17 protein-coding genes and 1 pseudogene are annotated in these 19,247 nt (G+C 61.2%); 8 read left to right on the top strand and 10 right to left on the bottom strand.

Going from position 1 to position 19,247, the window contains the following annotated elements; translation table 11 throughout:
• Positions 1-219: 219 nt before the first annotated feature.
• From paaK to paaF, 6 genes are all read right to left on the bottom strand, one after another.
• Positions 220-1,545, bottom strand: a complete 1,326-nt coding sequence (gene paaK / locus PMI29_RS03905; RefSeq protein WP_008003018.1) for a phenylacetate--CoA ligase PaaK — start codon at positions 1,543-1,545, stop codon at positions 220-222.
• 99 nt (positions 1,546-1,644) lie between these two features.
• On the bottom strand, positions 1,645-2,856 hold the full coding sequence (gene pcaF, locus PMI29_RS03910) for a 3-oxoadipyl-CoA thiolase (protein WP_008003016.1): 1,212 nt from the start codon (positions 2,854-2,856) through the stop codon (positions 1,645-1,647).
• Positions 2,849-3,298 (bottom strand): hydroxyphenylacetyl-CoA thioesterase PaaI, encoded by a 450-nt coding sequence (paaI, locus tag PMI29_RS03915; RefSeq protein WP_008003014.1) that lies wholly within the window; start codon positions 3,296-3,298, stop codon positions 2,849-2,851. The genes pcaF and paaI overlap by 8 nt, the downstream gene beginning before the upstream one ends.
• Entirely contained in the window at positions 3,291-4,808 is a 1,518-nt protein-coding gene (gene paaH, locus PMI29_RS03920; protein WP_008003012.1) for a 3-hydroxyacyl-CoA dehydrogenase PaaH, read from the bottom strand. The genes paaI and paaH overlap by 8 nt, the downstream gene beginning before the upstream one ends.
• Before the next feature lie 3 nt (positions 4,809-4,811).
• The gene (gene paaG, locus PMI29_RS03925) at positions 4,812-5,603 is read right to left on the bottom strand and encodes a 2-(1,2-epoxy-1,2-dihydrophenyl)acetyl-CoA isomerase PaaG (RefSeq protein WP_008003010.1); all 792 of its coding nucleotides are present in this window, start codon (positions 5,601-5,603) and stop codon (positions 4,812-4,814) included.
• A 51-nt stretch (positions 5,604-5,654) separates the two neighbouring features.
• Complete coding sequence (paaF, locus tag PMI29_RS03930; protein WP_008003009.1) at positions 5,655-6,428, bottom strand: 2,3-dehydroadipyl-CoA hydratase PaaF; 774 nt, start codon at positions 6,426-6,428, stop codon at positions 5,655-5,657.
• A 348-nt stretch (positions 6,429-6,776) separates the two neighbouring features.
• On the opposite strand from paaF, the gene paaY reads away from it, so the two are divergent.
• The 3 genes from paaY (at position 6,777) to feaR (ending at position 9,391) form a co-directional block, all read left to right on the top strand.
• Positions 6,777-7,373 carry a phenylacetic acid degradation protein PaaY gene (paaY, locus tag PMI29_RS03935; protein ID WP_007972020.1) on the top strand — a complete coding sequence of 199 codons (597 nt, stop codon included), beginning with the start codon at positions 6,777-6,779 and terminating at the stop codon, positions 7,371-7,373.
• Between the two features lie 78 nt (positions 7,374-7,451).
• Positions 7,452-8,375, top strand: a complete 924-nt coding sequence (paaX, locus tag PMI29_RS03940) for a phenylacetic acid degradation operon negative regulatory protein PaaX (protein WP_008003007.1) — start codon at positions 7,452-7,454, stop codon at positions 8,373-8,375.
• 101 nt (positions 8,376-8,476) lie between these two features.
• Positions 8,477-9,391, top strand: a complete 915-nt coding sequence (gene feaR, locus PMI29_RS03945; RefSeq protein ID WP_008003006.1) for a transcriptional regulator FeaR — start codon at positions 8,477-8,479, stop codon at positions 9,389-9,391.
• A gap of 31 nt (positions 9,392-9,422) precedes the next feature.
• Here the strand turns inward: feaR and PMI29_RS03950 are convergent, their stop codons facing one another.
• Positions 9,423-10,160 carry an anti-sigma factor family protein gene (locus PMI29_RS03950; RefSeq protein WP_008003004.1) on the bottom strand — a complete coding sequence of 246 codons (738 nt, stop codon included), beginning with the start codon at positions 10,158-10,160 and terminating at the stop codon, positions 9,423-9,425.
• On the bottom strand, positions 10,153-10,665 hold the full coding sequence (locus PMI29_RS03955) for a sigma-70 family RNA polymerase sigma factor (protein ID WP_008003003.1): 513 nt from the start codon (positions 10,663-10,665) through the stop codon (positions 10,153-10,155). The genes PMI29_RS03950 and PMI29_RS03955 overlap by 8 nt, the downstream gene beginning before the upstream one ends.
• 154 nt (positions 10,666-10,819) lie before the next feature.
• Between PMI29_RS03955 and PMI29_RS03960 the strand changes: the two genes are divergently transcribed.
• Positions 10,820-11,788, top strand: coding sequence for a metallophosphoesterase family protein (locus PMI29_RS03960; RefSeq protein ID WP_008003001.1), 969 nt, complete (start codon positions 10,820-10,822; stop codon positions 11,786-11,788).
• A 14-nt stretch (positions 11,789-11,802) separates the two neighbouring features.
• Positions 11,803-12,111, top strand: coding sequence for a cupredoxin domain-containing protein (locus tag PMI29_RS03965; RefSeq protein WP_008002999.1), 309 nt, complete (start codon positions 11,803-11,805; stop codon positions 12,109-12,111).
• Between the two features lie 133 nt (positions 12,112-12,244).
• Here PMI29_RS03965 and tynA read toward each other — a convergent pair whose 3' ends face one another.
• Complete coding sequence (gene tynA / locus PMI29_RS03970) at positions 12,245-14,533, bottom strand: primary-amine oxidase (RefSeq protein ID WP_008002998.1); 2,289 nt, start codon at positions 14,531-14,533, stop codon at positions 12,245-12,247.
• A gap of 234 nt (positions 14,534-14,767) precedes the next feature.
• Here tynA and PMI29_RS0130440 point away from each other — a divergent pair, with 234 nt between their 5' ends.
• The 3 genes from PMI29_RS0130440 to PMI29_RS03980 all read left to right on the top strand — a co-directional run bounded on the left by PMI29_RS0130440 (position 14,768) and on the right by PMI29_RS03980 (position 18,814).
• Complete coding sequence (locus PMI29_RS0130440) at positions 14,768-15,268, top strand: sigma-70 family RNA polymerase sigma factor (RefSeq protein ID WP_033052692.1); 501 nt, start codon at positions 14,768-14,770, stop codon at positions 15,266-15,268.
• Between the two features lie 40 nt (positions 15,269-15,308).
• Positions 15,309-16,292 (top strand): FecR family protein, encoded by a 984-nt coding sequence (locus PMI29_RS03975; RefSeq protein ID WP_008002993.1) that lies wholly within the window; start codon positions 15,309-15,311, stop codon positions 16,290-16,292.
• A 98-nt stretch (positions 16,293-16,390) separates the two neighbouring features.
• On the top strand, positions 16,391-18,814 hold the full coding sequence (locus tag PMI29_RS03980; RefSeq protein ID WP_008002991.1) for a TonB-dependent siderophore receptor: 2,424 nt from the start codon (positions 16,391-16,393) through the stop codon (positions 18,812-18,814).
• 115 nt (positions 18,815-18,929) lie between these two features.
• Here the strand turns inward: PMI29_RS03980 and PMI29_RS03985 are convergent.
• Positions 18,930-19,247, bottom strand: a pseudogene (locus tag PMI29_RS03985) (MFS transporter); the annotation flags it as partial.

Genomic DNA, 19,247 nt, shown 5'->3' with positions numbered 1-19,247 from the left:
GAGGTAGCGGCGGCTGGTCATTCAACATTTTTGTTGGCTGACACTCCGCTTTCGCGAGCAAGTCGGATCGCCGCACCGCCGCTCCCACAGTTGAACAGTGTCGGGCGCAAAATCCGTGTATATCCTCGCCTCCCACAGGGATTGTGCTCGGCTCCAGAGTCAGCAAAGCCCCGGCAAAAAAAAACCCCGCAATAAGCGGGGCCATAAAGGGTGCAGCAGTCATGCTTTAGGACGTTTATCCAGCACGTGGCAAGCCTTGCCTTCCGAGCGCTTGATCGAATGGAAAGGCTGCAAAACAATCCGCGAACTGATCCCGATATACGTCTTGATGTGCTTGCTCAACTCGGCGCAAACAGCCTTCTGCTGTTCTTCGCTCAGGTGTTGGTGCTCAGCCTTGAGCTCGACATGCACATCAACGCTGTCCAGGTTGCCATTGCGATACAGATGGATCTCATAGCACTCGGCGAGTTGTTTGACTTTGAGTACCTGTTCCTCGATCTGCGTCGGAAACACGTTGACCCCGCGGATGATCAGCATGTCATCGCTGCGTCCGGTGATTTTGTCGATGCGCCGCATCGGCCGCGCGGTGCCCGGCAGCAGGCGCGTCAGGTCGCGGGTGCGGTAGCGGATCATCGGCAGGGCTTCTTTGCTCAGGGAGGTGAACACCAGCTCGCCCATCTGCCCGTCCGGCAGCACTTCGCCGGTGACCGGGTCGATGATTTCCGGGTAGAAGTGGTCTTCCCAGATGGTCGGGCCGTCCTTGGTTTCGGCGCATTCCATGGCGACACCTGGCCCCATGATTTCCGACAGGCCGTAGATGTCCAGGGCAGTGATGCCCATGCGCGCCTCGATGGCGCTGCGCAGTTCGGCGGTCCACGGCTCGGCGCCGAAGATGCCCAAACGCAGGGCCAGTTTGTGCGGGTCGATGCCCTGGCGCTCGATTTCATCGGCGATGTTGAGCATGTAGGACGGTGTGACCATGATGATGTCCGGCTGGAAATCCTTGATCAGTTGCACTTGTTTTTCAGTCTGGCCGCCGGACATCGGGATCACCGTGCAACCCAGGCGTTCGGCGCCGTAGTGCGCGCCCAGGCCGCCGGTGAACAGGCCGTAGCCATAGGAAATGTGCACCTTGTCGCCACGTCGGCCACCGGCGGCGCGGATCGAGCGGGCCACGACGTTGGCCCAGGTATCGATGTCGTTCTGGGTGTAGCCCACGACCGTCGGTTTGCCAGTGGTGCCGCTGGACGCGTGCAGGCGCACGATGTCGTCCATCGGCACGGCGAACATGCCATAGGGGTAGTTGTCCCGCAGGTCGGATTTGGTGGTGAAGGGAAACTTCGCCAGGTCTTCGAGGGACTTGATGTCATCCGGGTGTACGCCCAGCGCATCGAAACGCTGACGGTACAGCGGCACATTGTTGTAGGCGTGGTTCAGGCTCCAGCGCAGGCGCTCCAGCTGATGCTGGCGCAGCTCGTCGATGCTGGCGGTTTCCAGCGGGTCCAGCACGGGGTCCAGCACGGCTTTGGCAATTGGCATGTTCATGTGTTCACTCGAATTGTTTTTGTGTTCCAGCCCTTTTGCACAAGGGCTTTGAGTGCATGCCCCAAGGATACCTCTCGGCTCCTCGGGAATCGCGATTCTTTAGCGGGATAGACGCTCGATGATCAGCGCGATCCCCTGGCCGACGCCGATGCACATGGTGCACAGGGCATAGCGGCCATTGCGTTCCTCAAGTTCATGCAGGGCAGTGGTCACCAGTCGCGCGCCGCTCATGCCCAGCGGATGGCCAAGGGCAATGGCTCCACCGTTGGGGTTGACTCGCGGATCGGTGTCGCTCAGGCCAAGCTCGCGCAGCACCGCCAGACCCTGTGCGGCAAACGCTTCGTTGAGCTCGATCACGTCCATGTCGGCCAGGCTCAGGTTGGCCACTTCCAGCACCTTGCGCGTGGCTGGCACCGGGCCGATGCCCATGATCCGTGGTTCGACGCCGGCAGTGGCCATGGCCACGACCCGGCCACGGGCGGTCAGGCCGTGGCGTTTGGCGACTTCCGGACTGGCCAACAGTAGCGCGCAGGCACCGTCGTTGACCCCGGAGGCGTTGCCGGCGGTGATGCTGCCGCCTTCGCGGAACGGCGTGCCCAGTTTGGCAAGCTGTTCGAGCGTGGTGTCGCCGCGTGGATGTTCGTCGTGCTCGACCACTTTGGCCGGGCCTTTGCGCTGCGGGATTTCCACGGCGACGATTTCTTTGGCCAGGCGCCCATTGGCCTGGGCGGCCGCTGCACGCTGCTGGCTGCGCAGGGCGAAAGCGTCCTGGTCAGCCCGGGAGATGTTGAACTGTTCGGCGACGTTCTCAGCCGTTTCCGGCATGGAGTCGATGCCGTAGGCCTTTTTCATCAGCGGATTGACGAAACGCCAGCCGATGGTGGTATCGAAGATTTCGGCTGAACGGGAAAACGCCTGTTCGGCCTTGCCCATCACCAGCGGGGCGCGGGACATGGATTCGACGCCACCGACCAGCATCAATCCGGTTTCGCCGCTGCGAATCGCCCGGGCAGCGGTGCCGATGGCATCCAGCCCTGAGCCGCACAAACGATTGAGGGTGGTGCCCGGCACGCTGACCGGCAATCCGGCCAGCAACGCTGACATGCGAGCGACGTTGCGGTTGTCTTCGCCGGCCTGGTTGGCACAGCCGTAGATCACGTCGTCGACCGTGCTCCAGTCGACTTGCGGGTGACGGCGCAGCAATTCGCGCAGGGGCACCGCGCCGAGGTCGTCGGCGCGTACGCCGCTCAGGACGCCGGCGTAGCGGCCAATCGGGGTGCGGACGGCGTCGATGATCAGGGCGTCATTCATTGGGGGTCTCCTGTGCCAGCACCGGGCCGCGCACTTTGTAGGATTTGCCGTGGAACAGGGCGATCAACTGACCCTGCTGGTTTTCGATGCGTACGTCGTAGTTGCCGGTGCGACCCGAACGGCTTTGCTCGATGCAGTCGGCGTTCAGCGTGTCGCCCAGACGGGCCGGGGCGATGTAGTCGATGCTGCAACCGATGGCCACGGTGGCCTCGTTGTAGCTGTTGCAGGCAAAGGCAAACGCCGAATCGGCGAGGGCGAACAGGTAGCCGCCGTGGCAGGTGCCGTGTCCCTGGAGCATGTTGGCGCGCACGGTCATGCCGACACGGGCGCAACCGGGGCCGGCCGAGAGCAGGCGCATGCCCATGGCCTGGCTGGCGGCGTCGCGCTGGAACAGCGACTGCGCGCATTCGCTGGCCAGGGTCATGGCTTCATGGTTAGTCATGGAATGTTCTCCCTTCGGCGACGCGACGGCGCAACAGCATCGACGGCCGGTAGCGTTCTTCGCCATAACTGGCTTGCAGGTTTTCCAGCACGTTCAGAATGTGCGCCAGGCCAATGGCATCGGCCCAGGCCAGTGGACCTTGTGGATAATTGACCCCGGCGCGCATGGCCAGATCGATGTCGGCGGCCGAAGCCACACCCTGTAGCAGGGCATCGGCGGCTTCGTTGGCGAGCATCGCCACGGTGCGCAGTACGGCGAGAGCCGGGCTGTCGCTGAGCAGGCTGACCTTGAAGCCGGCGCGTTGCAGCAGGGCAACGCCTTGTTCGAGTGCCTGGGGATCAATGCCGTTCGAGTAGCTGATGGCGATGCGTTGGGCTTTGCTGTAATCGAACGCGAGGTCCAGCAGGATCAGGTTACGCAATCCGCCTTCACGTGCCCGCTGGCAGGCCATGCGCCCGTCGCTCAAGGCCAGCACGGCGTCACCGACGCGCATTAAACCTTGTCCATCACGCTGGATGATCTCGACGCCTTGCTCGCGCAACCGAGGAATCAAACCTTGGGCAATACCGAGGTCGCCTTCGACTGCGCACACCTCAACCTTCGCATCGCTGCTGGTTTCAGTGGCTTGCGGGCGCTCCGCGCCTTGGGCGTAGCTGTAGAAACCCTGACCGCTCTTGCGTCCCAGGCGCCCGCCGTCCACCAGTTCTTTCTGGATCAGCGACGGCAGGAAGCGCGTGTCCTTGTAATAGGCGTCGAACACGGAGCAGGTCACGGCATAGTTGACGTCGTGGCCGATCAGGTCGGTCAGTTCGAACGCGCCCATGGCAAAGCCGCCGGCCTCACGCATTAGCGCATCCAGGGTCGGGCAGTCGGTAGCGCCTTCCTGAAGCATCCGCAGGCTTTCGGCATAGAAAGGCCGGGCCACGCGGTTGACGATAAAGCCCGGTGTAGAGCGGGTGTGCACCGGTTTTTTGCCCCAGGCCCTGGCGGTGTCGTACAGGCACTCGGCGAGTGCCGGATCGCTGGCCAGGCCGGAGACGACTTCCACCAGCGCCATCACTGGTGCCGGGTTGAAGAAGTGCAGGCCAAGCAAGCGTTCTGGATGATCAAGCTGCGCGGCGATGCTGGTGATCGACAGCGACGAGGTATTGCTGGCCAGGATGCAGCGCTCACCGCAGATGCCTTCGAGCTGGCGGAACAGTGTGCGCTTGACCTCAAGGTTCTCGACGATCGCTTCGATGATCAGGTCGCAATCGGCCAGGGTTTCGATGGCTTCCACCGCTTGCAGGCGGGCAATCGTCGCGCTGCGCGACTCGGCCGACAGTTTGCCGTTCTCGACTCGCTTGCCCAGTTGGCGGTCGATGCCTTCGATGGCTTGCGCTGCGGCACCGGGGCGATTGTCCAGCAACAGCACCGGATGGCCGGCTTGTGCCGCGACCTGGGCAATGCCGGCACCCATGGCGCCGGCACCGATCACGGCAATGCGTGCGGAGCTATTCAATGCGGTCATGGCTCAGCGCCCCTTGAAACTTGGGGTGCGTTTTTCCATGAAGGCGCCGACGCCTTCGCGGTAGTCCTCGCTGCGCCCGGCCAGGCGCTGCAGGTCTTTTTCCAGCTCAAGCTGTTCGTCAAAGCTGTTGCTCAGGCTAGCGTTGAGGCTGCGTTTGATCAGTGCCAGGCCATAGGTCGGTTGAGTCGCCAGGTGGCGGGCCAGTTTCAGCGCTTCGTCGCGCAAATCGGCGTCGTCCACACACTGGTAGATCAAGCCCCATTGCTCGGCTTGTTCGGCGCTCAGGCGGTTGCCCAGCAGGGCTAAAGCCTTGGCCCGAGCCATGCCCACAAGACGCGGCAGGGTCCAGGTTCCGCCGGAATCGGGGATCAGGCCGATCTTGCAGAACGCCTGGATGAAACTGGCCGAACGCGCCGCCAACACCAGGTCGCAGGCCAGCGGAATGTTGGCGCCAGCACCCGCGGCAACGCCGTTGACCGCACAAATCACTGGTAGCGGCAGGTCGCGCAGCTGGCGAATCAGCGGGTTGTAGAACTTCTCGATGGACTCGCCCAGGTCCGGTACGGCGCTGCCCGGCGCGACATTGCGGTCGCTCAGGTCCTGGCCTGCGCAGAAGCCGCGGCCTTCACCGGTCAGCAGTAAAACGCGCACGTCCGGGTTCTGCCGCACTAGCTTGAGTGCTTCTTTCACTTCGCCATGCATTTGGGTGTTGAAGCTGTTGAGCTGCTCCGGCCGATTGAGGCTGAGCAGGGCGACGCCGGCCTCGATGGAAAACAGGATGTGTTCGAAGTTCATGGTCTTGGCGCTCTCTTGGAGGTCGTTCGAATTCGGATGTCAGTGGCCGCTTTATTGCCCGGTGAAAGTCGGGCTGCGCTTTTCCTGGAAGGCTGCAATGCCCTCGTCGCGGTCGCGGGTGCCTGCCAGCACGGTGAAGGCATGGCGCTCGAAACGCAGGCCGCTGGCCAGATCGGTGTCCATGGCCTTGAGCAGCGCTTCCTTGGCCAGGCGCACCGCCAGCGGCGCTTTGGCGGCAATGCTGCGGGCGATGTGCAGGGCGCGGTCGACGGTGAACTCCGGCTGGGTCACTTCGCTGACCAGGCCGGCGCGTTGGGCCTGGCGGGCGTCGATCGGCTCGCCGGTAAGGACCATTTGCATGGCCATGGATTTACCCACCGCACGCAGCAGGCGTTGGGTGCCACCAGCGCCGGGCATGATTCCGAGGTTGATTTCCGGTTGGCCGAAGCGCGCGTCTTCACCGGCGATGATGATGTCCGCGTGCATCGCCAGTTCGCAGCCACCGCCGAGGGCGAAGCCGTTGACGGCGGCGATCAGTGGTTTGCTAAAGCGGGTAATGGTTTGCCACGAGGCCTGGCGTGGGTCGTCGAGGATGCCGACCAGGTTGCGTTCCGCCATTTCCTTGATGTCGGCACCGGCCGCGAACGCCTTGCGGCTGCCGGTGAGGACTACGGCGCGGGTCTTGGGGTCGGCTTGCGCGGTGTTCAATTCTTCCGCCAGTTCACCCAGCAACTCGGTGGTCAAGGCGTTCAGGGCTTGCGGGCGCTGAAGGGTAATCAGGCGGACGCCAGGCTCGATCATTTCGACGGCAAGGGTCAGAGGCATGGCGGATGCCCTCAGGGTGCACGCTCGGCGTGGTGCCGGCTCGTTATTGGATCGGCCTCGGGGGCCGGTTTTGCTCAAGTATAGCTACAACGTGATACGTAAATGCAATATTAAAATTGATTTAATGTGTCCTATTTGTGAGGCTCTTGGTTCGTTTATACCCCGCCGAATGGGCGTTGGTAATCGATTTTTCCCATATTTTATTGGGTCTTTTGCTGGTTTTTGAGGTGTGCTGGCATTCGTCGCGAAGGTGCATTTCAAATGATACGGTTTTTAGTCTTTGTGCTTGTAAAATTGATGTGATACAAAATGAATCATTATCGGCATCGCTTTGTGAAGGAACCTGCCATGACCTGCTACAGCCTTGATGGCCTGACTCCAGTGGTTGACCCGAGCGCTTACGTGCATCCGTCCGCCGTATTGATCGGTGACGTGATCATCGGCCCGCATTGTTATGTGGGGCCGCTGGCCAGCCTGCGCGGGGACTTCGGGCGGATCGTGCTGGAGGAGGGCGCCAACCTGCAGGACACCTGTGTGATGCACGGCTTCCCCGACAGCGACACGGTGGTGGAGCGCAACGGCCACATCGGCCACGGCGCGGTGCTGCACGGTTGTCGGATCGGTGCCGATGCGTTGGTGGGTATGAATGCAGTGGTGATGGACAATGCCCGGATTGGCCCGCGCTCGTTTGTTTCGGCGGCGGCGTTCGTCAAGGCCGGCTTCGAATGCCCGGAACAGTCGCTGGTCATGGGCGCGCCGGCCAGCATCAAGCGCAGCCTCAGCGATCAGGAAGTGGCGTGGAAACAGGCCGGCACCCGGGAATATCAGCAACTGGCCCAGCGATGCCTGGAACAGATGCAGGTTTGCGAACCGCTGAGCGAACCGGAGCCGGATCGCCCGCGTATCAGCGACAGCGGGTTGCGGCCGAAAGGCAGTACTTTGTGAACACCGTCCCCTACAAGGGATTGGGATTAACCCCATGGCTTTCGGTATATTCCTTTTCTTTTTTTGCACGGAACGCCCATGTCGTCCCTGACTCCCTTGAACCATCTGATTACTCGCTTCCAGGAGCAGACGCCGATCCGCGCCAGTTCCTTGATCATCACGTTGTACGGGGATGCCATCGAACCCCATGGCGGTACCGTCTGGCTGGGCAGCCTGATTCAGTTGCTCGAACCCATCGGCATCAATGAACGGCTGATCCGCACCTCAATTTTTCGCCTGACCAAGGAAGGCTGGTTGACCGCCGAGAAAGTCGGGCGTCGCAGTTACTACAGCCTGACCGGCACCGGTCGCCGCCGTTTCGACAAGGCCTTCAAGCGGGTCTACAGCACTACGATGCCGGCCTGGGATGGTTCCTGGTGCCTGGTGATGCTCTCGCAACTGACCCAGGACAAGCGCAAACAAGTGCGCGAGGAGCTGGAGTGGCAAGGCTTCGGCGCGATTTCACCAGTGGTGCTGGCTTGTCCGCGCAGCGACCGTTCCGACGTCAACGCGACCCTGCTCGACCTCGGCGTCCAGGAAGACACCATCGTCTTCGAAACCACCGCCCAGGACGTGCTGGCCTCCAAAGCGCTGCGCCTGCAAGTGCGCGAGAGCTGGAACATTGAGGAGCTGGCCGCGCACTACAGCGAGTTCATTCAGTTGTTCCGGCCGTTGTGGCAAGCACTGCGCGAGCAGGAAAACCTGCAGCCGGCCGACTGCTTCCTGGCACGGGTGCTGCTGATTCACGAATACCGCAAGCTGCTGTTGCGCGACCCGCAACTGCCGGACGAACTGTTGCCCGGTGATTGGGAGGGCCGTGCCGCCCGGCAACTGTGCCGCAACATTTACCGTTTGATTTACGCCAAGGCCGAAGAATGGCTGAACGCTGCACTGGAAACGGCCGACGGCCCGTTGCCGGATGTGGGTGAAAGCTTCTATCGGCGTTTTGGCGGACTGAAATAGCACGTCATTGTTCAGGGAGTGGTGCGGTTCAGGAGACTCGAAGCATCCGGTGTCGTGTGGATTGACGTAGACAATAAAAATAAGCCTGCGTGAGGCCTGACATGATTTCTACAACAGCACAGCGCCATGATGGGTTCGAACAGTGGATCCATCAGATCAACCAGATCTGTGGCGCCTTCAACGCACAACCCCTGGGCAGCGAATTTGCCGGGCGTATCCACGAATACCAGAGCGATGCGCTCAAACTCAGTTTCGTCGACGTGTGCCAGGCGCGTTTGTACCGTACGCCCCAGGAAGTCGCGGCGGGCGAGGGCGGCAAATATTTCGCGGTGTTCCAGCTCGACGGCACGGCGGGTATGGCCCAGGGCGACAACAAGGTCTTGCTGGCCCCCGGCGATATAACGCTGATCGATGCTTCGCAGCCTAGCGACTTCACCTACAGCGAAAACTCTCGGCAGTTGTCACTGATCCTGCCATATCAACTGGTCGAGCAAACCCTGCGCTTCAATCAGGTCAAGTGCGGCCACCGGATTGCCGCGACTTCTCCCATCGCGGTGCTCTCGCACCGGCTGATCCTCGATGCCACCCGCCAGCAGCACCTGACCCGGCAGGAAAGCGAAGCGACCCTGGAGGCGATCGTCAGCCTGCTGCGCCCGGCGATCAGCCAGGCCGAAGACAGCGCCGATTCCCATGAGCGGATCTTCCGCAAGACGCTCAATTGCATCGACGAAAACATTCGCTCCGAAGACCTGTGCCCGGAATGGCTTGCGCGGGAGGTCGGCATGTCCACCCGTGGCCTGTACCGGATGTTTGCCAAGAAAGGGCTGGTGGTGGCGCGCTACATCAAGAACCGTCGCCTGGACTTGTGTGCCGAATCACTGCGCCGGTCAGGCAAAGTGGAGAAATTGTCGGTGCTGGGGTACTCGTGGGGGTTTTCCGATTCGAGCTACTTCTCCACCGCGTTCAAGTCACGCTTCGGCATTGCGCCGGGGGAGTATCGCAAGCGGCATGCTTGAGTTTTTTTTCTCTTGCTTCGGTGAAAAAAATCTATGGTTTGAGTAACTGGCTGAACGCCTCCAGCTCACTTTTCTCCAGATCGGACACCAGCACAAAGCGCATGTGGTTTTCTTGCCAGGACACCACGTTGAAACCTCGGATCGTCAGGCTTTGCCGTGGCTTGTCCGTCTCAGGCGTGGGCAAGATAAAAACATTGATGATGTGCATGGCCCGCCCGTAACTCAGGGCCGCCGTGGTCTGATGTTGCAGATAGTCCAGCCGCCCTCCCAGCAGCGGAAACCCCTGTGCTGAGTAATCGAAGACCGGCGGCGAGAAGTCGAGTTTGCCGGTGAACCAGGGCTTCACGGTGTGGCGGTCGGACGACACCACATCGTTCAAATGTTCGCCCATCAGCGAACGCACATGGCTGGAGACCGCCTCGTCCATCAATGGCTGTTCGCTGCCCGGCGTCGCCACATACAGCACCACCGCCAAGGCCAACGCCGTCGCTGAAAAAACCGGTGCGAACCATTTTCGCCAACGCTCGACGACGCCAGTCGATGGGGGTTCAGGGGCGAACGCCCGGGAAGTCAATGACGCCGGGGCTGCGTAATACGGCGCTCGTTGCTTCACACCAGCCATCAGCAGCTTCGTCTGATCATGTAATCGCGCGCACGCGACGCACGCGGCCAGATGCCCGGACACATTCGCAGCCGTCGCCGAATCGAGTTCCTTGTCCAGATAGCCATGTATCAGCGTCTGGCAAACCGTGCAGTCGAGTTCATTCATGATCGTGCAACTTCAGTAGTTCGAGCGTGAGCATGGCGCGAGCCCTGGCCAGCCTCGACATGACGGTACCGATGGGGATGTCGACCACCAGGGCGATGTCCTTGTAGGGCATGTCTTCGAGTTCCTTGAGCACGATCACCTCGCGAAACGCCGGCGGCAGGGCGCACAGGGCTTGCTGGATCAGCGCCGCATTTTCGCTGTGGATGGCCAACAGTTCCGGGGTCTGGCTGTGGCTGAGCGCCTTGTCGTCTTCGGCGAGTTCATCGCCGATGGCGACCCAATGGCGTCCGGCCGAGGCCTTGAGCCAGGTGTAGCTTTCGTTGCGCACGATGGTCAGGAACCAGGCCTTGGCGTTGCCATCGGCGAAGCGCTGCGAAAATCTGAACGCCCGCAGGGCGCTTTCCTGCACGACATCGCGCGCGGCGCTGTCGTTGCCGGTGAGCCAGCGCGCGAGGTTGTAGGCGGCGTCCAGGTGGGGCGCAAACAGTTCCTCAAATCGCGTCATAGTGGTTTCCGCACTGTCCCATCCCTATAACTGTGAAGCGTTGCGTTTTATTCCCGAGGAAAAACATATTTTCGACAGGGAATAAAGACCTGTTCCGCCAGGTTTTTACCTCGTGCCAGCTACATCACTGTAGTTCTCCAGCGAGGGATTACCGATGGACATTCATTCAAAACACCAACGACGTACCGACGGCCCGTTGAACCCTGACCGTCGAACGCTGCTCAAGTGCTCTGCATGGGCCGGGGCTGGCGTGATCTGGGCCTTGAGTGGCGGTATCCCCCGGGCCTTTGCTCTGGATGAGACGGGTAACGTCACCGACCCCAAGGCACTCGCCAGCACGTTCCAGTTTGTGCAAATCAGCGACTCGCACATCGGTTTCAACAAGGAGGCCAATCCGGAACCGCTGAAGACCTTGCAGGTGGCTATCGACAAGGTCGTTGCCCTGCCGAAACGGCCGTCGTTGATCCTGCATACCGGCGATATTACCCATCTGTCCAAAGCCGAGGAGTTCGACACCGCCGCCCAGTTGCTCAAAGGCTTGCCGTCCCCCGTGCACTACGTGCCGGGCGAGCACGACACCCTCGACGAAGGCGGCGGCAAGCTCTATCTGGAACGTTACGGCAAGGGCACCAAAGGCAATGGCTGGTACAGCTTCGATGACCACGGTGTGCATTTCATTGCGCTGGTGAATGTTTTCAACTTCCAGGCCGGCCATGAAGCGACCCTTGGTGCCGATCAACTGGCGTGGCTGGCCGATGACTTGCGAGCCGTGAGCAGCAGCACGCCCATCGTGGTGTTTACCCATATTCCGTTGTGGACGATTTATCAGCCGTGGGGCTGGGGTACCGAGGATGGCGATCAGGCGATTGCCATGCTGCGCAAGTACGGTTCGGTAACGGTGTTGAACGGGCACATCCATCAGGTCATCCAGAAAGTCGAAGGCAATATCACCTTCCACACTGCTCGCGGCACGGCTTATCCACAACCTGCACCGGGCGCGGCGCCGACGCCGGGGCCGATGACCGTGGCGGCTGATCAACTGCGCAATTATTTAGGGATCACCGAAGTGCGAGCGAGCCAGGGTGATCATCCGCTGGCGCTGATCGATTCGGCACTGGTTTAACGGAGGGGACTTGGATGAAAGCGCGATTATTGGCCGTTGCCTGCCTGATGCTGTCGATGCCGGCGTGGGCTAATGAGGTAAAAATCGATATCAAGGAATTCATGTTCGGGCCCAAGGATCTGACCGTGGCCGTGGGCACCAAAGTCACGTGGGTAAACGATGACGAGATCCCGCACACAGTGGCGGAAACCCACAAGCTGTTTCGCTCCGGGGCGCTGGATACCGGAGACAGTTATTCCTGGGTGTTCAACACTCCAGGGGAGTTTGAGTATTTTTGTGCGCTGCATCCACAGATGATCGGGAAGATTGTGGTCAGCCGATAAGCGGATGGTTCACCTTAAGACGATGTAACCCTGGAGGAGCGAGCTTGCTCGCGTTGGTGTGTCAGCCGACACCAAGGTAGCTGACCCACCTTCGCGAGCAAGCTCGCTCCCACAGGTATTGCGTACGACCTGTTTATTTCGGTGCGCTGAGATTCAGGGTCGGTGTTTCATCGAAGAAGTTCCACGGCTTGAGCAGCACATGCACCCATTCGGTCGGCATGATCGGCCACTCCTCGGCACGGGCGATGTGGGTGGTGCCGGTGGTCAGCCAGACGACATCGTCGGTGTTCTCGATGGAGTGGTTGTCCTGGGTGAATTGCCCCAGGCCCGAGTCCTTGTCCGAGCGGTTCGGGTACTTGCCTTCCGGGTACTTTTCCTCCGGGTTGTATTGCGTTACCCACAGCTGCTTGTCCATGAAACTCAGGCGGTGGTAGAGCCATTCGTCCTTGCCGAAGTTGGCGCCCTTGGCCACCGGGTGCGTGCCGCCGGCATAGGGAATCAGCTGGTAGGAAACCGGGTTGCCGACCTTGTTCTCCTTGCTGAGGTTGGTCAGCAGGCGCACGGTCGACGGGTCGAATTTCTGCGCCGCTTGCTGCTCGGTGCCGACCACTTTGGTTTCAGTCTGCATGGTGCTGGTGCGCGGCCCGCCCCGGTCGTTTGGCAGCACCACCGGGTTCACTTCCACCAGTGAGTTCTGCTCGCCGTCCACGTCCATATCGAGGCGGAAGTTGTAGATGTGCTGGTGCGTGGTGCCGACGATGTTGTGGTCCAGCAGGGTGCCGTAACGCGTGTCTTCCTTGGCGGTGTCTTCGTGCATGGTTTTGGACTTCACGCCCTTGACTGCTTCGATACCGGTGGCACCGGCGTCGATGCCGATGGTGCCGTTCTGCTGGAAGACCCAGTCGAAGATGTAGTCGTAGTTGCCCACGGTGCTGATCCAGCGCACCACCAGTTCACGGCGCTCGGTGCTGAGGTTGGGCTGACCCATTTCCTGATGTTTGTATTCCGGCCCGGCGTAGCGTTCGAACACCGCCATGGCACGCGGGATGGCGGTCGGTGCACCGGTGTAGTCGGCGATGGTGGCATCCAGCAGCACAGCGTTTTCCGGGGCGTCTTTGCCGCGGGCGATCGGCGAGGTCAGGGTGCCCATGCCGTAGTCGCCGGAGTCGAGGTAGGCCTTGAAGTACCAGCCGACATCCGGGTCGCCGTAAGGCACGATCATGCCGCCCAGTGAACCTTCGTACATGATTTTGCGTTTCTTGCCCTTGTCGTCGTAAGTGACGGTGGACAGGATCGGGCCGACCCGCGAATCGAGGCGAACGTGGAAGTCCCAGTTCTGCCAGTGAATGCTGTTACCGGTGATGGTGTAGTTCTTGCCCTCGGGCTCGATGATTTCCAGCGGTTTGACCGCCACGCCCTGGCGTCCGCGTCCGTCATATGGCGTCGGCTTCATCGGCACCGGGATCAGCGCTTCGTCTTCGATCTTGATCAGCTTCTTCTGTTCCAGATCGACAATCGCCACCAGGCCTTCAATCGGGTGCGCCCAGTAGTTGCCGTCATCGGTGTTGAGGTAGCTGACGATTTTCAGCAGGCGCTTGTCCTGTGCCAGGCCGTCCTTGCCGTCGAAGTAGCCGACGGTCAGAGGGGTGGCCACGACCTTCTTCACGTCGTTGATGCCGCGCTTGGCCAGGGCCTGGGCGTATTCCGGGCTGGTTTCCACAGCCGTCTGCACCGTGGCGAAATCGTCCAGCAGCACCATGCCGTGGGCGCCCTCGATCGGTTTCCAGGACTTGAGTTCTTTCTTGTCGAGGTCGACCAAGGCTTCGATCACGTGCTTGCCGTCGAGCACCACGATCGAGGCCTCGCGCGGTTGGGCTACGTTTTGCCCGGTGAAGACGAAGTTCCACACCTGATCCTTCGGCGGCTCCTTGACCGAGACTTCGGTGAAGCGGAAACCGGGCTTGTAGTTTTCCGATTTCTTGACGATGTCCACGGCCGTGGTGATTTCAGCCGCGCTCAGGGGGTTGAGCGGGTTGGGACGGGTCTCGACGACGAAGGTCTTGTCCAGCCCCGACTGGAACACCTGGTTGATAAAGTCCTTGGACATGAACGCCGTATGGTCCTTGAACACCACCGGCACAGTCAGCTCGATACGCTTGCCGTTGAGCATCGCCACTTTGCTGTCGGGCTTGACCTTGAGGTAGACCCCGTCCTTGGCGATGGTGAACAGATTGGCGTAATCGTCCCATTTCACCGTGGCGCCAAATTCCTCAAGACCCGCTTGCAGCGGCACCATTTCGGCGTGACCGCCGTGGGCCTGGGCTGTGTTTGCCCAGAAAGGCAGGCCGAGGGTGCTCAAGGTGATGGCCAGGGCGAGGCGGGCAAGCGGATTTCTTTTGGGCGATGCTTTGGAGCTGAGCATGTGTGAGTTCCTGGAGAAAAGCCGGTAACGGGCGCTTCTGCACGTTATTGCAAGCACTCAATGGCTGCATTTGAATGCCTGCCAGATTCCTTTGGCTGCGTGCCGAAATTCAGCTTTGCTGACGAAATGCACAATGGCAAGCAGGCCAAGTGCCCGACCAGAGAGGCCGCAAACCATTGCTTCCAGTTAATAGGAAGCATTACTATTCGCGCCCCGTCTCCACAGCACACCGCAATGACCCTCAAGCTGCCCCGCAGACACGGCTTTTTCGAGCATTACGAAGAGTTGGTTGGTACCTGGACCCGTCGCCTGAGAAATCGTCAGCAGGCCGAGGACCTGGCCCACGATACCTTCGTGCGGGTGCTTGAGTCCGATTCGGCGGTGGTGGAGCAGCCTCGGGCGTATTTGCACCAGACCGCGCGCAACATCGCCGTGGATGGTTATCGGCGTGAGGACCGGCGGGGCGCCATGGAGTCAGAGGCGATCGATCTCAGTGAGTCGCCGACCGGCGACCCGGAGCATTTCATGCACGCGATCCAGTTGGCTGATTCCATCGAACGGGCGCTCACCGAGCTGCCGGTCAACTGCCGCAAGGTGTTTGTCTGGCAGAAAATCGAGGGCCTGACCCAGGCAGAAATCGCCGAACGCCTGGGACTGTCCAAGAACATGGTGGAAAAGTATATGATCCGCACGCTTCGGCATCTGCGCGATCGCCTGGACGGGTCGCAGTCATGATCGGCTGCGCCATCTCCTCCCCAGCCAGACAGGAACTTCCATGATGGATACTCGTGATTGCGCGTGCGGGCAAACAACGGTTCGCGATGACGCGGCGCAGTGGTTTGTGCGTTTGCAGGAGCCTGTCGCCGATGTCGCGGTGCGTCGCCAGTTTCAGGCCTGGCTGGACGAACACCCTCAACACCGAAACGAGTTCGAGGTTCTCAAGGGTTTGTGGAGCGCCGCCGACCTGGTGCCGGCGGCGCGCATGCGTGCCTTGTGCGAAACACCGCCAGTGCTGAAAAAACGTCGTCCCGTGCTGCGTTACGCGGTGGCTGCCAGTGTGCTGGCCGTGGCGCTCGGCCTGGGTTTGTTCAGCGGCCTGAATCATCCGGCGCCTTACACTGCCGAGTTTTCGACGGCCCTGAATGAACGCCGGCATGTGGCGTTGCCGGACGGCTCGGTGGTCGACCTGGACAGCCGCAGCCGGATACACGTGCGGTTTGACAAGGATCGTCGCAACGTCGAATTGAGCGCAGGCGAAGCGATGTTCAGCGTCGAACACGACACCAACCGCCCTTTCGTGGTCGAGGCGGGCAGCGGCAAGGTCACGGTGACCGGCACACGTTTCGATGTGCGCCATGGCGCCAGCGAAACCCGGGTCGTGGTGGAGCAGGGCACCGTCAAGGTTCAAGGGCGCGACGCCGCCGACAACGATTTCATCAGTCTGACAGCAGGCCTTGGCACCCATGTCGATGCCCAGGGCAAGGTTGCGGCTGCCTACGCCGTCAACCCGGCGGAAATGACCGCCTGGCGCAGCGGCAAACTGGTGTTCAACAACGTCAGCCTGGCCGATGTCGCGGAGCAGGTCTCGCGCTATCGGGAGAAACCGCTGAAGGTCGGCAACACGGCGGTGGGCAATCTGCGCCTGACCAGTGTGTTCAAGTCCGACAACATCGATGCGCTGCTCAAGGCCTTGCCAAGTATCCTGCCGGTGGCCGTGCGCACCCTTGGCGACGGCAGTCAGGAAATAATTTCAAAATAAAATTCAGGTTTTTTTCGAGTTCGTCGTCTTCCTGTTCAACTGCAACTGGTTTGCATTAACAAGCGCACACTCTTGCGATCCACAGGACTACGTTCGACGTGAAAAACTCCACCGCTAAAAACAACAATCTCCCCTGGTTGTCGCTGGCCCTCGCGCTGGCGGTCAACGTTGCGCTGCCCCAGGCTTTTGCTGCCGACGGCATCCGTATCCCGGCGCAACCCTTGGGGCAGGCCTTGAGTCAGTTGGGCCAGCAAACCTCGCTTCAGGTGTTCTTCAGTCCTGAACTGGTCGCTGGCAAACAGGCTCCGGCGGTGGATGGCAACTTGTCTGCGGAAGACGCACTGCGCCAGTTGTTGCAAGGCAGCGGCCTGCAATATCAGATCGATGAAGGTTCGGTGACCCTGATGCCGGCGCCGACTTCGGCGGCTAACGGCCCGCTGGAGCTGGGCGTGACCGACATCAAGGTGGTCGGCGACTGGCTCGATGACGCCGATGCCGCCTTGGTGCAGAACCACCCCGGTGCACGAACCGTGGTCCGCCGCGAAGCCATGGTCGAGCAGGGTGCGATGAACGTCGGTGACGTGTTGAAGCGCGTTCCTGGCGTGCAAGTGCAAGATGCCAACGGCACCGGTGGCAGCGACATTTCCCTCAACGTCGGCGTGCGCGGCCTGACCTCGCGCCTGTCGCCACGCTCCACCGTGCTGATCGACGGCATCCCGGCGGCCTTCGCGCCCTACGGTCAGCCGCAACTGTCCATGGCGCCGATTTCCTCTGGCAACCTCGACAGCATCGATGTGGTGCGCGGCGCCGGTTCCGTACGCTACGGACCGCAGAACGTCGGCGGCGTGATCAATTTCGTGACCCGTGCGATCCCGGAAAAAGCCTCCGCGGAAATCGGCACCACCCTGGAAACCTCGCAGCACGGCGGCTGGAAGCACATCGACACGGCGTTCATGGGCGGTACCGCCGACAACGGCATGGGCGTGGCGCTGTTGTACTCCGGCGTGAACGGCAACGGTTACCGTGAAAGCAACAACGGCAACGACATCGACGACGTGATCCTCAAGACCCATTGGGCACCGACCGATGTCGACGATTTCAGCCTCAATTTCCACTACTACGACGCCAAGGCCGACATGCCCGGCGGCCTGAACCAGGCGCAATTCGACGCCGACCCGTTCCAGTCCGTGCGCGACTTCGACAACTTCAGCGGCCGCCGAAAGGACGTGTCGTTCAAGTGGGCGCGGCAGATCGACGATCGCACTCAGGCCGAAGTGCTGACTTACTACACCGACAGTTTTCGTGGCAGCACCATCGCCTCCCGTGACCTGAGCACACTTAACTCCTATCCGCGCAGCTACTACACCTTCGGTATCGAACCACGGGTGTCCCATGTGTTTGATGTGGGCCCGACTACCCAGGAAGTCAGCGTCGGTTATCGCTACCTGAAAGAGGCCATGCACGAAGAGGCCAGTCGTGTGGCGCTGGTCAACAACCAGCCGGTCGTGCGTCCGGGGGCGGACGGCCATGTCTATCAGGACCGCACCGGTGGAACCGAGGCCAATTCGGTCTACGTCGACAACAAGATCGACGTCGGCAACTGGACCGTCACCCCGGGTATTCGCTTCGAGCACATCAGCACCGACTGGCACGACCGCCCGGTGCTCGATAACGCCGGTAAACGGGTGCCGGAGAAAAAACGCAGCATCGAGAGCAATGAGCCGCTGCCGGCCCTGAGCGTGATGTATCACATGTCCGATGCCTGGAAGCTGTTCGCCAACTACGAAACCTCGTTCGGCGCGCTGCAGTACTTCCAGCTGGGGCAGGGTGGTATCGGCGACAACACCGCCAACGGCCTGCAGCCGGAAAAGGCCAAGACTTACGAAATCGGTACGCGCTACAACGATGACGTGTGGGGCGGCGAAGTGACGCTGTTCTACATCGACTTCGATGACGAACTGCAATACATCAGCAATGACGTGGGCTGGACCAACCTCGGCGCGACCAAGCACCAGGGCATCGAAACGTCGGTGCACTACGATTTGGCCGCGCTGGACCCACGCCTGGATGGCCTGACCGCCAACGCCGGCTTTACCTACACCCGTGCCACCAACGAAGGTGATATCCCGGGCTTCAAGGGCCGTGACCTGCCGTTCTACTCCCGTCAGGTGGCCACTGCCGGCCTGCGCTACGACATCAACCGCTGGACCTGGAACCTCGATGCGTTCGCCCAGTCCAAACAGCGCTCGCCGGGCACCGGCGTGAACGCCGATGGCAGCTTCAACGGCAACTACATCACCGAAGGCACCGCCGACGGCCAGTTCGGTGACATCCCGGGTTACGTGACCTGGAACATGCGTGGCGGCTATGACTTCGGCCCGCAGGTGTCAAACCTGAAACTGGGCGCGGGGGTGAAAAACATCTTCGACAAGCAGTACTTCACCCGTTCCAGCGACAACAACTCGGGCATGTACGTCGGTGCGCCGCGCACGTTCTTTGTGCAGGCCAGTGTCGGGTTCTAACCCACCTGTGGCGAGGGGGCTTGCCCCCGTTGGACTGTGTAGCAGGCCTTCTTTTAGGGCTGCTGCGCAACCCAACGGGGCGGTTCGGCGGTCCGACAAGCCCCCTCGCCACAGTTCAGACCTTCAACACTCTCCCGCCAACGGCCACCGCCACCAGCAACACTGCCATCAAGGCAAAGGCAAAACTCAAGCTGCTGCCATGGGCGATGAAGCCGATGACGGCGGGGCCTGCCAGGATGCCCGCATAACCCAGGGTGGTAATGGCCGGCACGGCGATGCTTTCGGGCATGACGGTCTGTTTGCCCACAGCGGTGTACAACACCGGCACAATGTTCGAGCAACCGGCACCCAGCAGCGCATACCCCACCAGCGCGGCTTCCCAATCTGGCGCGAACGTCGCCAGAAACAAGCCTGCGGCGGCCGTCAGCCCGCC

Origin of the sequence: Pseudomonas sp. GM49, assembly GCF_000282355.1 — a bacterium.
Classification (GTDB): Bacteria; Pseudomonadota; Gammaproteobacteria; order Pseudomonadales; family Pseudomonadaceae; genus Aquipseudomonas.
Note: the sequence above shows the minus strand (reverse complement) of the source record. Positions and strands in the feature narration are given on the sequence as shown.

Excerpts from the sequence above, each read along its gene's own strand:
- pcaF (WP_008003016.1), bottom strand. The coding sequence starts at position 2,856 with ATGAATGACGCCCTGATCATCGACGCCGTCCGCACCCCGATTGGCCGC.
- PMI29_RS03960 (WP_008003001.1), top strand. The coding sequence starts at position 10,820 with ATGGACATTCATTCAAAACACCAACGACGTACCGACGGCCCGTTGAAC.
- PMI29_RS03965 (WP_008002999.1), top strand. The coding sequence starts at position 11,803 with ATGAAAGCGCGATTATTGGCCGTTGCCTGCCTGATGCTGTCGATGCCG.
- paaF (WP_008003009.1), bottom strand. The coding sequence starts at position 6,428 with ATGCCTCTGACCCTTGCCGTCGAAATGATCGAGCCTGGCGTCCGCCTG.
- PMI29_RS03955 (WP_008003003.1), bottom strand. The coding sequence starts at position 10,665 with ATGACGCGATTTGAGGAACTGTTTGCGCCCCACCTGGACGCCGCCTAC.
- paaX (WP_008003007.1), top strand. The coding sequence starts at position 7,452 with ATGTCGTCCCTGACTCCCTTGAACCATCTGATTACTCGCTTCCAGGAG.
- paaY (WP_007972020.1), top strand. The coding sequence starts at position 6,777 with ATGACCTGCTACAGCCTTGATGGCCTGACTCCAGTGGTTGACCCGAGC.
- feaR (WP_008003006.1), top strand. The coding sequence starts at position 8,477 with ATGATTTCTACAACAGCACAGCGCCATGATGGGTTCGAACAGTGGATC.
- PMI29_RS03950 (WP_008003004.1), bottom strand. The coding sequence starts at position 10,160 with ATGAATGAACTCGACTGCACGGTTTGCCAGACGCTGATACATGGCTAT.
- paaG (WP_008003010.1), bottom strand. The coding sequence starts at position 5,603 with ATGAACTTCGAACACATCCTGTTTTCCATCGAGGCCGGCGTCGCCCTG.
- paaI (WP_008003014.1), bottom strand. The coding sequence starts at position 3,298 with ATGACTAACCATGAAGCCATGACCCTGGCCAGCGAATGCGCGCAGTCG.
- PMI29_RS03975 (WP_008002993.1), top strand. The coding sequence starts at position 15,309 with ATGATGGATACTCGTGATTGCGCGTGCGGGCAAACAACGGTTCGCGAT.
- tynA (WP_008002998.1), bottom strand. The coding sequence starts at position 14,533 with ATGCTCAGCTCCAAAGCATCGCCCAAAAGAAATCCGCTTGCCCGCCTC.
- PMI29_RS0130440 (WP_033052692.1), top strand. The coding sequence starts at position 14,768 with ATGACCCTCAAGCTGCCCCGCAGACACGGCTTTTTCGAGCATTACGAA.
- paaK (WP_008003018.1), bottom strand. The coding sequence starts at position 1,545 with ATGAACATGCCAATTGCCAAAGCCGTGCTGGACCCCGTGCTGGACCCG.
- paaH (WP_008003012.1), bottom strand. The coding sequence starts at position 4,808 with ATGACCGCATTGAATAGCTCCGCACGCATTGCCGTGATCGGTGCCGGC.